Below are 12,731 nucleotides of genomic sequence, written 5' to 3' on the forward strand. Positions count from 1 at the left end.
GTCTCGGGTATTTTTTGTCTAAAGTCATAAAGGCTATTTACTGCATGAGTTTTTCATAAAAGGCTAACGCATCAAATGGTCGGGAGAAAAAGGGGCTTTTCTCTATATATTCTTGATGTACTTTGCTCAGTGTTTCAAACTTTTCTATAGATGTAGGTTCGATATGGAAAGTAAGGCTTTCAGTCGATTCTACAAGCTTTAATGTTGAGGTTCTTGAAGCGTTATTTTTTGCTATTAATAAGTAATATGCTAGTTCTTGTTTCTCTTTTAAGACACAAGCTTCAAAAGCTTTTTCGCTTAAAAAAGGTAGAACAGGAGTTAATGCTTCTATATGGTTCTTTGAATACTCTAGGGTTTGTTTGTCAGGTGTATTCTGGTCTGCCATAGATTCGCACAGCTTTATCTTAGCACCATAATTATCGATAGATTGGCTTACGTTGTTAAACAAACTGGCTTCAAACTTTTCACTTGCGAAAGTGACACTTGAGAAAAGTGATAAGAGAATTATTCCAACATTCTTGTTCATATTTTTCCTTCTGAACTACACCATAACGTTTGGCTAGCATCAGAAAATCTTCTCTATCTAACCCTACACTAACTTCTTAGCTTACCTTTTTTATCTAGTTTATGGATAGCTTTTAAGCTTTTCATTAAATATACATAAAGGCGCATTTTGGTGGAGTCTATCCCACTTTTTAGTATTGGAAATATCATTAAATTTTGAGTCATTAAAATTGATAGGGTTATTATCTAGAGGGTAGGCAATCGGTAACTCGCATTGGCCCAAATAGCTAAAACATGTGCAAGCCAAGCTGAATTGAAAAAGTAAACAATGTAAATTAAATGCCAATACGAATGATTATCACCTAAATTATGCCCCACATTTATTGGTGATGATTGTTTCTATGTTGCTTAAAAGCAAAGGTGTTCAAACTTGGGCTCGCCGCCTACATATCTATATTTCGATGGCTCTTCTCTTAGTTACGCTGTTTTTTGCAGTAACTGGTATTACCCTCAATCGCCCCGAATTGTTTGAACGCAGTGAACCTATCATTCAACAACATACTCTGACGGTTCCGCACTCAGTTCTATTCTCACATTCAGATACCTTTCAACCTAATCGTGAAGGGCTGGTGGCTTTCTTGACTAAAGAAACCGAGCTTCGCGGCACTCCCTCCGCACTAGATGTGTATACCGAAGTTGAGCAAGGTGAGTTGTTACTCGGAGAGCTTTCTATGGATTTTAAAGGCCCAGGTTATAACGCTACGGTCTTTATTGATATGACTACTGGTGCGGCAGATGTTGAAACGACGCACTACGGTATTGTTGCGCTGCTGAACGATCTACATAAAGGGCGCAACAGTGGTGGGATTTGGAAGTGGTTTATCGACGTCACTGCGCTTTTGATGGTGTTTTTTGTTCTTACAGGCGTGTGCTTGTTACTGCCTAAGAAGAAGACGCTCAGAACGTCTATGCAATGGATGAGCTTTGGTACGTTACTGTCGCTCGTAATTTATTTTGTTGCTGTTCCATAACAGCTTTTTTAGAGAACACTTATGTTGAACACAGGAAGATTTTTCCGCCGTAATCACTTTTGTAAAGCCGCTTTGATCGCGGCTTTTGCTCCTTTCTCTCTTTCCGCGGCGCCTCTACCAGATAACGCGAAGGTCGACTTCGAACTCGAACTTCCAAAGATAGATACCTCAATGTATGCACGCCCTTATGTGGCGGTTTGGGTTGAAAACGATCAGCGTAAACCGGTTAAAACCATTCAGTTATGGGTAGGGAAAGACGAATGGTTAAAAGATCTACGCAGCTGGTGGAGAAAAGCGGGTCGTTATGATCGTGAACTTGTTGATGCGGTGACTTCTGCAACACGTCCTGCTGGTCAATACCGCTTTGTCTGGGATGGAACCAATGACGCAGGGGAGCGTTTGGAACAAGGAAATTACACGTTGTACGTCGAAGTCGTTCGTGAACACGGTGGGCGAAACTACTTACGTCAAAAAATAACGCTAGCGGACAGTGACGTGCGCTATGAGCTTAAACCAACACAAGAGACGGGTGTCATCACCGTCAATTATCAAGTTAAGTGATTAAAGGACACAACAATGAAAACCAAAATGAAAGCAGTGGCATTGGCGAGTGTAATGGCAATGGGATTGGCTGTAACCACCACCGCACAAGCACATCCACGTTGGGTTCTGCCCTCTCACTTTACGGTTTCTAAAGAAGGCGGTGACTGGCTGACATTTGATGTTACTGCCTCTCACGGAACGTTTGTTTTTGATAAGCCTGCGGGTAGTGACCAGGCGTTTGTGGTGATGCCGGATGGCCGCTCTGAGCGTCCTAACTTTGTTGTTCGTGGCAAGCGTCGCTCTATGTTTGATTTCTTTTTTACAGAAGAAGGCACGCACAAAGTTGCGATTAATAATCAGCCGAGCTACTACACACAATACAAAGCGGGCCGTCGTGATACGGTGAAATGGGCGCGAGCAAGCAAAGCTGAGCGTGGTGATGTGCTTCCCGAGCAAGCGCGTGATGTGGTTACTCAACTAAGTTACACCCGAGCAGAAAGCTACATTACGGTTGGTATGCCAACGGACAAAGCGTTGGAGATTGAAGGCAAAATGCTAGAGATGAAACCGATCACGCATCCATCGGACATCATTGAAGGTGAGCCTGTGACTTTCCAGTTTTTCTTTAACGGAGAGCCACAAGAGGGCGTTACTGCTGAGATTACACGTGAAGGGACCATGTACCGAAACCATCAAGAACAAATCGATGTGGTGAGCGATAAAGATGGCAAAGTGATTTTCACGCCAGAAGTCGCCGGGCGCTACTTAATGAAAGCGAACTACAAAGGTGAATTGAAAGATAATCCATTGGCGGATAAAGCGAGTGCCAATGTTCACCTAACGTTTGAAACTCAACTTAACTAATCGAATTAGGCTCAGCAATTGCTGGGCCATTTTGGAATTATCATGAATAACACTTCTCTTCTAAAAGCGGTTTTGCTTTTTTCTGGATTTGCGTCCTTTCACGCTGCTGCACATTTTCCTCTGATGAGCTGTCACTTGGCGCAAGATAAAGTGATTTGTGAAGCGGGCTACTCGGATGGATCCACAGCGGTCGACTACGATGTCGAAATGTACGATTACGACGACAATCTGATCGCCAAAGAAAAAACAGATAAGCGTTCCATCGCAGAATTTACTCACCCTGAAACAGATTTCTATTTGGTATTTGATGCCGGACATGAAAGCCCGGTGGAAGTGGATATCGTTGAGCTGAAAGAGAAATGAGTGTACAGAAAGTTCGCCCTGATGATGGTAACCGAGAAGGAAAGTGGGTCGCACTGACAATCGCAGCAATTCTCAGTTCAGCAGCCATACTTATGCCCTACCATCAGGTCGCGACTGAAAAGCCAGACATGCAGTCTCATCAAGTGTTAATCACGGATTTACATCAAAATGAGTTGGGGTTGATCGCTGAACTTAAGCTCGCTCATGAAGAGATTCGTGATTTGCAGTTAGATACCGGAACTTGGCCTGAGATCTCTGATATGGAGGCGCTTTGGATTGCTCCTTTCGTGAAAGACCAAAATTGGAAGCGTAAAGGTTCTCATCAGTGGCAACGAATTGATGACGGTGTCTACATTGGCGTGAAGACCAGTGCCCAAGGCTCTGCTTCCATGCTGTTGGATAGCCGCAGTTCTCAAGCTGATATTTGGTTTAATGATTCTAGCCGTTCGTTAAATGTGGATGGACTAAGCGAGCTAGCAAAACGCCACGATTTCGGTTGGAAACAAATCGTTGTGTCAGACTCTTCTTCCCACTCTCACGCCCATTAAGACAACATAATTGATAAGTACTATGATCAAACGCTCTCTTTTACGTCGTATTCTTACAGCCACCGCGTTATTGACGGTGTCTTCTACTGGCTTTGCTGCCGAAAAACTCAGTATTGGTATTACGCTACAACCTTATTACAGCTATGTTAAAGCCGTTGTTGGTGAGAAGGCGGACATCATTCCTTTGGTTGATGCTGGTTTTAATCCTCACAACTATTTGCCACAACCTAATGATCTTAAGCGCTTAAATGAAATGGACGTAATAGTGATCAATGGTATTGGTCATGACGATTTTGCACTGAAAGTGATCAAGGCTTCTCAGCGTGATGATCTCGTGGTTATCGAAGCGAACAAAGAAGTGCCTTTATTGCCCGCTATGGGGCAGTCTGTTGGTCAAGGAGCAGTGAACCCTCACACCTTTGTCGGTCTATCAACAACCATTCAAAAGGTTTACACCATCGCGAGTGAGCTAAGCCAATTGGACCCAGACAATGCTACGTTCTATCGCCAAAATGCTCGTAAATACGCGAAAACATTTCGCCTGATGAAGCGTGATGCAATGTTGTCTCTTGGTGAGTTGGACACGGCTGGTATGAAGGTGGCGACAACCCACAATGCTTACGGATATATCCTTCAGGAGTTTGGTGTTGACGTTGCCGCTGTCATTGAGCCTGCTCATGGCGTTGAACCAAGTGCAAGTCAGCTACAGGAAACGATAGAGAAAATTCGTGAATCGGGCATTGATGTGCTGTTTTATGAGCTCAATATGCCGAATCGCTTTGTTGATACCATCGAAGAGGCGACTGGGGTGCAGCTTTATCGCTTTTCTCACATGACTCACGGTGAGTATGAGGCTGATAAAGTCGAGGTTGAGATGCGAGATAATGTGGAAACACTAATCGAAGCCATGAAATTTGTGGCGAGTAAGCGAGCAGGGGAAAAGGCGTAATGACCGGACCTTCCGTTTCCTTAAGTAACGTGGGCCTAAAATACGCCGACAATATCATTTTGCAGAACATCAGCGCCGAATTCGAGAACGCGAAATGTCACGTGATTATGGGACCGAACGGCGGTGGTAAAACCTCTTTGCTTCGTTCGGTACTTGGACTTACGCCATTTTCGGGAAACATTGCACTCAATTGGCCAGAGCCATCAGCTGCCTCGGGGAAGATAGGGTATGTGCCACAAAAAGCGATGTTTGAAGCAAGCCTCCCGTTAACCGTGATGGATTTTGTACTGCTTAACCAAACCCGTATCCCTCTATTTTGGCGACGTAAAACGAAACAAACTCAACATGCCCTGGCCCAACTGGATCGCGTGGGTATGGCAACGCGTAGCGACCGTCGTATGGGGCAACTCTCTGGCGGTGAGCAACAGCGTGTTTTGTTTGCGCAAGCTTTACTGGATGAGCCCAATTTATTGGTTTTAGACGAACCTACAACTGGCATGGATGAGCAAGGTGTTCGATATCTTGAAGGTTTGATTCATGAAGTCGTTGGAGAAGGCAAAACGGTACTGGCAGTACACCATGACGTGACCGCAGTGCGCCGTTTAGATGCGCAGGTCCATGTTGTAAATCGTCAAATTGTGGCGTCAGGGCACCATTCAGATGTACTAAGTCCTGATCGTATAGAAACATTATTCAAGCACTACACAGCAAAAGTGGAGGCTGCATAATGGATTGGTTGCGAGAGTTAGCGGTTAGCGGCGTTGAAGCTGGATGGTTAAGCGATAGCTTTTCTTATGCTTTCATGGTGAACGCAATTGTTGCAGCGCTGATATTAGGACCATTACTTGGTGGTCTTGGTACATTAGTCATCGCCAAGCGACTGGCTTTTTTCTCTGAAGCGGTTGGGCATGCTGCGCTTACCGGAATCGCGATTGGTGTGTTGCTCGGTGAGCCGCCAGAGAATCCGATCATCGGATTGTTTAGCTTTTGTATGATTTTTGCGCTGTTGCTTCACTTTGTTCGTAATCGTACGAATGTACCTTACGACACACTGGTTGGGGTTTTTCTTGCACTAGCGTTAGCGGTTGGTGCTGCGCTGTTAATGTACGTTGCTCGCAAGATCAACATTCACATGTTGGAGAACGTGTTGTTTGGCTCGATCTTGACTGTGACGGACAACGATATCCTTATTTTAGCGATCAGTTGTTTGATCATATTACTGCTTCTTATTCCAACGTTTAACCGCATTTTGCTAACTTGTATCAGCCCGGATATTGCACGTGTACGCGGCTTTAATACCAGCTTTTATGATTACTTATTTGTCATGATGATCACCTTGGTCACCATCGCCGCTGTAAAGATTATTGGCGCGGTATTGGTTGGTGCATTGCTACTGATTCCTGGTGCAACGGCTAGGTTATTGACTAAACACATGGGCAGTTTTGTTCTCCTTTCTTCTTTATTGGCAACCATTGCGTGTTTAGTAGGAACCATACTGCCGATGGAGCTTGAGCTACCAGTGCCATCAGGCGCATCCATCATCATTGTTTCTGCGGCATTTTTCCTAACAGCAACGGTTTACCGAATTATCCAAAAAGCGTAACCCTTTTTATAAAGTAATGAACATGAAGATAAAAAAATTAGCGATAACTTTTGGTTTGGTTATAGCGACAACACTTCCATCGTTGGCAAGCGCCAAAGACATTTTAACCAGCACTCCCGTCACGTACATGTTGTCTGAGCAACTCATGAAAGGTACAGGGATAGAGACTCAGTATCTGCCTCCAAAGCGTTACGGCGTTGAGCGTCTTGAAAACTGGTTCGCAAATAAAGGTACAGAGCAAGTTAAGCAAGCGGGTCAAGTCGCGACGGTTGCTATTACTCTTGGTGCGATTTGGAAACAAGACCCGACTTATGTTTACGCTCGACAGGGCAACATTCACTTGATTGAAATCGATGCATCGCAGGCCATTTCTCCTAGAGCTCAAGGAGTTGCAGTACTGACATTGGAAAACGGGTCAACATCGAAGTACGCGTGGCTTAACCCTACAAACTTAATCCGAATGGCGGGTATTGTTGGAGAGGATCTACAACGTGTATATCCTGAACACCAAAAGACGATTCAAACGAATCAACAGGCTCTTATGCTCAATGTGCGTGAACTGATCAACCAACAACAGGCAGAGATCTTCGATAAAGGCATCGATTCAGTGGTACTGATGAGTGAGTCATTAGAGGACTTTGCCTCTGGCAACCAATTGTTTGTGGTTGGGCGCGAATTTAAGCCGGAACTCGAGTGGACAGAAGAAGACAAATTATCTTTAAAAGCTCAGTTTGAACAAGATAAAACGCTATGGTTGGTGACGGATAAACGACCGTCGAAAACCTTGACATCGCTTATTAAACCGAGTCGTATACTGCAAATTGATGTTATTGACCGCTGGGGCAGTAAGGGTATCAAAACTGAGAAGCCACTCGCACGTTGGGAGATGTGACACGTAAAAAGCCACAGATTTTATGATGGGGAATGAAAAGTTCCCTATTTTTTTGTGACTCAGTTCAAAATGTGAACATTAATACCACTGGTTGCATAAGAAAGTGTTTGTTTCATTTCTATTTCATTACTACTTTGTTATGTGTTCGTTGCGATTGATTCGGATTTAATCTGTTTCTAAGCGAACCGGTACAAACAACTATACGGATGTTAACAATGAAAATGAAAACTCTAGCCGTTGCAGTGGCGGCACTAGCATGTGGTTCACAGGCCTTCGCAGCAGAAGTTTACAACAGCGATGGTACATCTTTATCGATCGGCGGTCACGTTTCAGTTGGCGTGGGTGAGTATTTCGAAGAAGATGTAAAAGTTCACCAAGTGTCTCCACGTATTAACGTTGCGGGTAAGAAAGACATTGGCAACGGTATTACTATCGACGCTAAAGGTGAATGGGCGCTTAACTACCTAAACGGTGGCGAGCAATCGTTCAAAACTCGTCTAGGTTACATCGGTGCTACTCATGAGCAGTTTGGCCGTTTAGTAGCAGGTACTCAATGGTCACCTTACTACGATGTCGCTGGCGTTGCGGATCTACCAATCGCGTTTGCGAACGACTTTTTGTACGACAACCACGGCAACCTAGGCTCAGCTCGTGCTGATAAAATGCTTAGCTACCGTAAAGGTTTTGAATTTGGTGAAGGTTTTGCTTTCAACCTAGGTCTAGGTTGGCAAGGTGAGCAAACTTCAGATGCAACAACATACGAGCAACGTGGTCAAGTTGCATTGAGCGGTTCTGTAGCTGGCTTTGGTCTAGGCTACGTATACAGTGGTGGTGATGTTAAAAACGCGACTCTAGGTACTAAGAACGCTGAATCACACCTATTCTCTGTAAACTACGGTCAGTACGGTTCAGGTCTATACGCAGCAGTAGTATACGGTATGAACGAGTACTTCTACCAAATGCGTAAAGACACTTCTCAACTTGAAGCTCTTTTGGCATACGGCGTAAACGATTGGACATTCAGCGTTAACTACGAAGGCGTAGAAGACGAAGAAGACAATAAGACAGTTTCAAGCGAAACTGCGCTACAAGCAGAGTACGCTGTAACTCCTGCTTTCGTAACGTTTGCAGCTTACCAGTTTGATCTAGGTAACGACTACAACAATGAAGAGAACGACTACTGGACTCTAGGTGCTCGTTACTACTTCTAATAAATAGGCCAGTTTCTACTGCCTAAACACATTTATTGTGTTAACGCCTACTCGTTGTGAGTAGGCGTTTTTCTTTCTGCTATCCTTTGGCTATAAGAGACGCTAGTCATTCTGTGCTTAGGTAACCCCACTCTTTGTTTAGAGAGTGCGTCTATAAAAATGCCCGCAACTTGCGGGCATTTTTTGTTGTTAGAGATACAGTTCTATTAATACGCTTATTTTTTATCGAGTAAATCGAGGAAGAAGGCATACTCTAGCGCATCTTCTTTTAAGCGCTTAAATCGACCAGATGCGCCGCCGTGTCCGGCTTCCATATCGGTTTTGAACAATAAGACGTTATCGTCTGTCTTCATTTCACGAAGTTTGGCGACCCACTTCATTGGTTCAAAGTACTGTACTTGAGAGTCGTGCAAGCCAGTCGTTACCAACATGTTCGGGTAGTTTTGCGCCTTGATGTTGTCGTAAGGCGAGTAACTCAACATATAGTCATAGTATGTTTTGTTATTTGGGTTACCCCATTCATCATACTCATTGGTGGTCAATGGAATTGATTCATCGAGCATAGTGGTTACCACGTCCACAAACGGAACATGTGCACCGATACCGCGGTACAGTTCTGGTGCTTGGTTGATGATAGCCCCCATTAAGAGACCTCCTGCAGAGCCACCAACAGCGAAGACTTTATCTTTCGCGCCGTAGCCTTGTTCAACCAAACCTTTAGTCACATCAATAAAGTCGTTGAATGTGTTTTGCTTGGTTAGTTTTTTACCGTCTTCATACCAAGGGCGGCCAAGCATTTCAGATCCACGAATATGAGCAATGGCGTAAACAAAGCCGCGATCCAATAGACTCAAACGTGTCGAGCGGAAAGTTGGCTCAATGGTTGCGCCATAAGATCCATAACCATATTGGTAGAGTGGATTTGTACCATCTTTCTTAAATAAGTCTTTACGATACACCAAAGAAACGGGTACTTCTTTACCGTCACGGGCTGTGACCATGATGCGTTCTGATTGGTAATTGTCAGGATTAAAATCACCAAGTACAGGTGTTTGCTTCATGATTTCTGACCCGCCCGTTTTTAGATCGAAATCGTAGTAGGTTCCTGGAGTGGTTAAACTGCTGTAATAAATACGAACTTTCTCGTTATCCAGCTCTAGGTTACCTGTCAAATAGGCAGCAAACGCATCGTCATTAAATGTGAGGGGGAGTTCTTTTCCTGTTGAAAGCTGACGTACAGTGACGCTTGCTAGGCCGTTAGAGCGCTGCTCATAGACGATGTGATCATCGAATAACTCGAAGTCGACAAGTTGAGTGTTGTCGTCTGCGGCAATCACATCTTGCCATTTAGAGCGGTCATGCATGTCATTTTGATGAACTTTCATCAAACGGAAGTTGACGGCTTGATAGTTAGTATAAATGTAGTACCAATCGCCTAGCTTAGAAATACTGTATTCAATGCCATCTTCACGAGGATAGAACGGTTTCGCCTTTGCTTTAGGGTTGTTCGCATCAATGATAGAGACCCCACTGGTTTCTGTACTCGAATGCCAGATATAAATATCTTCGCCATCTTTGCTTTTGCTTAGTGAGGTGTAATAGGCGCTGTCGGTTTCCTCAAAAATCAGCTCATCGCTGCTTTGTGGTGTGCCCAATACATGACGATAAACTTGGTAGCCCAATAAGGTCTGTGGATCTTTTTTGATGTAGTAAAAGGCGTTGTTATCGTTCTGCCATGCGACAGCGCTTGAGGCCCCTTCGATTTCATCTTGTAGGTAATTGCCTGTTGTCAGGTCTTTGATCTTAAGGGTGTACACGCGGCGGCTTAATGTGTCTTCGCCATACGCCAATAAGTTTTCATTCGGACTAACGTATAGGCCGCCGATACTGAAAAATTCATGTTCTTTTGCTAGTTCATTGACATCTAAAATGATTTGTTTGTCTTTGCCTGCAAAGTCTTTAGCTCGCAAATGGACTTCGTACTCGTTATCTCCGGTCACTTCACTGGAGTAGAAGTAGTTGCCTTTACGAACCGGTACTGAGTTGTCGTCTTTTGCGATGCGCCCTTTAATTTCTTCAAATAGCGTATCTTGAAGTGTTTCAGTGTGCTTTAGAACGGTTTCTGCGTACTGATTTTCTTTCTCTAGGTGCTGTAAAATTTCAGGGTCTTTACGTTCGTCGTCACGCATCCAGTAGTAGTTATCAACGCGGGTATCGCCATGAATAGTCATCGAGTGAGGGACTTTTTTCGCAACCGGAGCTTGAGTTTGTTGAGCAACGATCTGTGTTTGGGAGTATTGAGTCATGCTGGGGATTCCTTGATTGCTGCATCCGGCGACAAGCGCGACCGAGACGGCCAACGTAGTTAAAGTGAAACGCATCTGATTTTATCCTTATTGTACACTCAAGTGGCCTCATCCTGAGGGCTGGGCTTTCATTTTGTTAGTGGTTTTCAGTTGTCCATTCTTTGTTATGGGGTATGCCGAAAAAGTGAGAATCCTCAATATTTTCGAGTTGGCTACTCAATTTGAAGGAAGCTGAAAACACATTGTGTAAGCAGCTGTTATTTTTAACAAATATCAATTCGAAAGTTAAATCATTCTCATCGGGAAATCGATATAGTGTGATATGAAAAAAGGGACACACTTGTTGAGTGTGTCCCTTTTGGATTTTGAAAGTAAGCTGATAATGATCAGATAACTTGCGGTACTTCGTTTGAGTGATTGTGTGCTCGATTCACCCACATTAACCCAAGCATTGCAATTACCGACATTGCCATCATCAAAATGCCCAAAGGCATCTGGTTATGCGCTGGAAATAGTGACGCGAGCAAAGTTGCTACACCTGCCCCCAAGTTTTGCATGCCACCCAATGTCGCGCCTGCTGTTCCTGCATGGTATGGGAATGGCGCAATCGCTCCAGTTGTTGCTGCTGGGAAGAGAATGCCCGCACCCAAAAAGTACACGGTTGCGCCTCCAACCAGCGTTAATGCCGTGGTTAAACCAAACAAGCCTGGGATGAGCACAATAGCAGAGCCTACAAAAATAGAGACCAAGCCTACATTTAGAGCACGACGCTCAGAGCGACGTCTTGCGATGTAGCTAGATAAGCCCGCACCCACCAAGTAACCTGGGATCGGCAATATAAACAGCAAACTTACCGTTGTTGCAGGTAATTCTAATACCCCACCTAACAACACCCCAGCCGCCGCTTCGAATACACCCACACCTGCGAATGTTGCAACCAGGCAAATTAAAAAGCCTTGAAAGCGACGGTCAGACAAAACGTGTTTGTAGCTTTTGGCTACTGGTTCGAATTTGCGTTTCTCTTTTGGTAGCGTCTCCATCATGCTTGTCATCATGGTGATCACAACCGCGATAGCAAATAGCGCTAAGAACAAGTAGCTCGACCGCCATCCGAAAGCTTCTGTTAGGTAGCCGCCTAATACTGGTGCCATTAATGGTGAGAAAATCACACACATGCTAATTAAGCTGTTTGCTCTGTGTAGATCAGAGCCTTCAAAGCAATCGCGAGTCAGAGTGCGTGACATCGCACCGCCGCAACCAATACCTAAGCCTTGGATAAAGCTACCAATCAAGAACCATTCAAATTGATGTGCAAATAATGCTACCAGTGTACCCGCGATGTAGATAAGCAGCCCGACGATGATGATCGGTTTGCGTCCCAAGCGGTCCGATAGTGTGCCATACGCAAATTGCGACAAGCCATATGGGATTAGGTAACAAGCCATCACAGCTTGAAGTGATGACGCAGATACCAAAAACTCGCCCGCCATATGACCGATTGAAGGCACGTACATTGTCTGGGTCATTTGACCCACGGCAGTCAATATAGCGATTAAAAAGGTAAGTTTCGCTAATGGAAACGAAGCAGACATTTGCGTATCTCTCCAAAAAGTTTAAGACGTAAAAACCCTTAGCGCTCTTTTACAGAGTGCCAACTGACTTCTTGTGTTGCGGGGATATTTGCGCGAGATAATAGTGCTTGCTTGTATAATTAGCAATCGAAAAGTGTGAAGTCGAGCAAGATAAAAATCTATGATTTCAATTAGAAAAACTAATCCGATTTTGTTTTCAAAAAGAGGTGCATTTCTTTGTCTATTTACGTTAAATCTTTTGCTTTTCGTGAATAGTATGAGCCTTATAGGTAACTGTTTTTAATGGTTAAAGTGCAAAAATAAAGCGTCTGCTCGGTTGATCTGA

At 44.2% G+C, this 12,731-nt stretch carries 13 protein-coding genes; 10 read left to right on the top strand and 3 right to left on the bottom strand.

What is annotated here, in order from left to right:
* Nucleotides 1-37 precede the first annotated feature (37 nt).
* The gene (locus R7Q38_RS00080; RefSeq protein ID WP_213899769.1) at nt 38-526 is read right to left on the bottom strand and encodes a hypothetical protein; all 489 of its coding nucleotides are present in this window, start codon (nt 524-526) and stop codon (nt 38-40) included.
* A gap of 379 nt (nt 527-905) precedes the next feature.
* Here R7Q38_RS00080 and R7Q38_RS00085 point away from each other — a divergent pair, with 379 nt between their 5' ends.
* The 10 genes from R7Q38_RS00085 (at nt 906) to R7Q38_RS00130 (ending at nt 8,508) form a co-directional block, all read left to right on the top strand.
* Entirely contained in the window at nt 906-1,535 is a 630-nt protein-coding gene (locus R7Q38_RS00085) for a PepSY-associated TM helix domain-containing protein (protein ID WP_005374254.1), read from the top strand.
* A 21-nt stretch (nt 1,536-1,556) separates the two neighbouring features.
* Nucleotides 1,557-2,096 (top strand): DUF2271 domain-containing protein, encoded by a 540-nt coding sequence (locus tag R7Q38_RS00090; protein WP_033906231.1) that lies wholly within the window; start codon nt 1,557-1,559, stop codon nt 2,094-2,096.
* A gap of 15 nt (nt 2,097-2,111) precedes the next feature.
* The gene (locus tag R7Q38_RS00095; protein ID WP_025768070.1) at nt 2,112-2,942 is read left to right on the top strand and encodes a DUF4198 domain-containing protein; all 831 of its coding nucleotides are present in this window, start codon (nt 2,112-2,114) and stop codon (nt 2,940-2,942) included.
* Nucleotides 2,943-2,984: 42 nt separating this feature from the next.
* Nucleotides 2,985-3,305 (top strand): hypothetical protein, encoded by a 321-nt coding sequence (locus tag R7Q38_RS00100; RefSeq protein WP_005374251.1) that lies wholly within the window; start codon nt 2,985-2,987, stop codon nt 3,303-3,305.
* Nucleotides 3,302-3,853, top strand: coding sequence for a DUF6162 family protein (locus R7Q38_RS00105; RefSeq protein WP_104980328.1), 552 nt, complete (start codon nt 3,302-3,304; stop codon nt 3,851-3,853). The genes R7Q38_RS00100 and R7Q38_RS00105 overlap by 4 nt, the downstream gene beginning before the upstream one ends.
* 22 nt (nt 3,854-3,875) lie before the next feature.
* A complete protein-coding gene (locus tag R7Q38_RS00110; protein ID WP_130546497.1) occupies nt 3,876-4,802 on the top strand; it encodes a metal ABC transporter solute-binding protein, Zn/Mn family in 927 nt (308 codons plus the stop codon).
* Nucleotides 4,802-5,530: a metal ABC transporter ATP-binding protein gene (locus R7Q38_RS00115; RefSeq protein ID WP_017635536.1), complete on the top strand. Its 729-nt coding sequence runs from the start codon at nt 4,802-4,804 to the stop codon at nt 5,528-5,530. Before R7Q38_RS00110 ends, R7Q38_RS00115 begins: the two co-directional genes overlap by 1 nt.
* On the top strand, nt 5,530-6,405 hold the full coding sequence (locus tag R7Q38_RS00120) for a metal ABC transporter permease (RefSeq protein WP_158155661.1): 876 nt from the start codon (nt 5,530-5,532) through the stop codon (nt 6,403-6,405). The genes R7Q38_RS00115 and R7Q38_RS00120 overlap by 1 nt, the downstream gene beginning before the upstream one ends.
* 22 nt (nt 6,406-6,427) lie before the next feature.
* Nucleotides 6,428-7,297 (top strand): metal ABC transporter solute-binding protein, Zn/Mn family, encoded by an 870-nt coding sequence (locus R7Q38_RS00125; RefSeq protein WP_158155663.1) that lies wholly within the window; start codon nt 6,428-6,430, stop codon nt 7,295-7,297.
* 215 nt (nt 7,298-7,512) lie between these two features.
* Nucleotides 7,513-8,508, top strand: coding sequence for a porin (locus R7Q38_RS00130; protein ID WP_017635534.1), 996 nt, complete (start codon nt 7,513-7,515; stop codon nt 8,506-8,508).
* Nucleotides 8,509-8,723: 215 nt separating this feature from the next.
* Here R7Q38_RS00130 and R7Q38_RS00135 read toward each other — a convergent pair whose 3' ends face one another.
* Together R7Q38_RS00135 and emrD are read right to left on the bottom strand one after the other, a co-directional pair.
* Nucleotides 8,724-10,889, bottom strand: a complete 2,166-nt coding sequence (locus R7Q38_RS00135; protein WP_081886414.1) for a S9 family peptidase — start codon at nt 10,887-10,889, stop codon at nt 8,724-8,726.
* A gap of 311 nt (nt 10,890-11,200) precedes the next feature.
* The gene (gene emrD, locus R7Q38_RS00140) at nt 11,201-12,406 is read right to left on the bottom strand and encodes a multidrug efflux MFS transporter EmrD (RefSeq protein ID WP_005374234.1); all 1,206 of its coding nucleotides are present in this window, start codon (nt 12,404-12,406) and stop codon (nt 11,201-11,203) included.
* Nucleotides 12,407-12,731: the final 325 nt, after the last annotated feature.

This window comes from Vibrio sp. Vb0598 (assembly GCF_033338935.1).
Taxonomy (GTDB): Bacteria; Pseudomonadota; Gammaproteobacteria; order Enterobacterales; family Vibrionaceae; genus Vibrio; species Vibrio alginolyticus.

What these genes read in the sequence shown, in the direction of transcription:
- R7Q38_RS00110 (WP_130546497.1), top strand. Translation starts at nt 3,876, where the DNA reads ATGATCAAACGCTCTCTTTTACGTCGTATTCTTACAGCCACCGCGTTA.
- R7Q38_RS00080 (WP_213899769.1), bottom strand. Translation starts at nt 526, where the DNA reads ATGAACAAGAATGTTGGAATAATTCTCTTATCACTTTTCTCAAGTGTC.
- R7Q38_RS00095 (WP_025768070.1), top strand. Translation starts at nt 2,112, where the DNA reads ATGAAAACCAAAATGAAAGCAGTGGCATTGGCGAGTGTAATGGCAATG.
- R7Q38_RS00120 (WP_158155661.1), top strand. Translation starts at nt 5,530, where the DNA reads ATGGATTGGTTGCGAGAGTTAGCGGTTAGCGGCGTTGAAGCTGGATGG.
- R7Q38_RS00085 (WP_005374254.1), top strand. Translation starts at nt 906, where the DNA reads ATGTTGCTTAAAAGCAAAGGTGTTCAAACTTGGGCTCGCCGCCTACAT.
- emrD (WP_005374234.1), bottom strand. Translation starts at nt 12,406, where the DNA reads ATGTCTGCTTCGTTTCCATTAGCGAAACTTACCTTTTTAATCGCTATA.
- R7Q38_RS00115 (WP_017635536.1), top strand. Translation starts at nt 4,802, where the DNA reads ATGACCGGACCTTCCGTTTCCTTAAGTAACGTGGGCCTAAAATACGCC.
- R7Q38_RS00125 (WP_158155663.1), top strand. Translation starts at nt 6,428, where the DNA reads ATGAAGATAAAAAAATTAGCGATAACTTTTGGTTTGGTTATAGCGACA.
- R7Q38_RS00090 (WP_033906231.1), top strand. Translation starts at nt 1,557, where the DNA reads ATGTTGAACACAGGAAGATTTTTCCGCCGTAATCACTTTTGTAAAGCC.
- R7Q38_RS00100 (WP_005374251.1), top strand. Translation starts at nt 2,985, where the DNA reads ATGAATAACACTTCTCTTCTAAAAGCGGTTTTGCTTTTTTCTGGATTT.
- R7Q38_RS00135 (WP_081886414.1), bottom strand. Translation starts at nt 10,889, where the DNA reads ATGCGTTTCACTTTAACTACGTTGGCCGTCTCGGTCGCGCTTGTCGCC.
- R7Q38_RS00105 (WP_104980328.1), top strand. Translation starts at nt 3,302, where the DNA reads ATGAGTGTACAGAAAGTTCGCCCTGATGATGGTAACCGAGAAGGAAAG.
- R7Q38_RS00130 (WP_017635534.1), top strand. Translation starts at nt 7,513, where the DNA reads ATGAAAATGAAAACTCTAGCCGTTGCAGTGGCGGCACTAGCATGTGGT.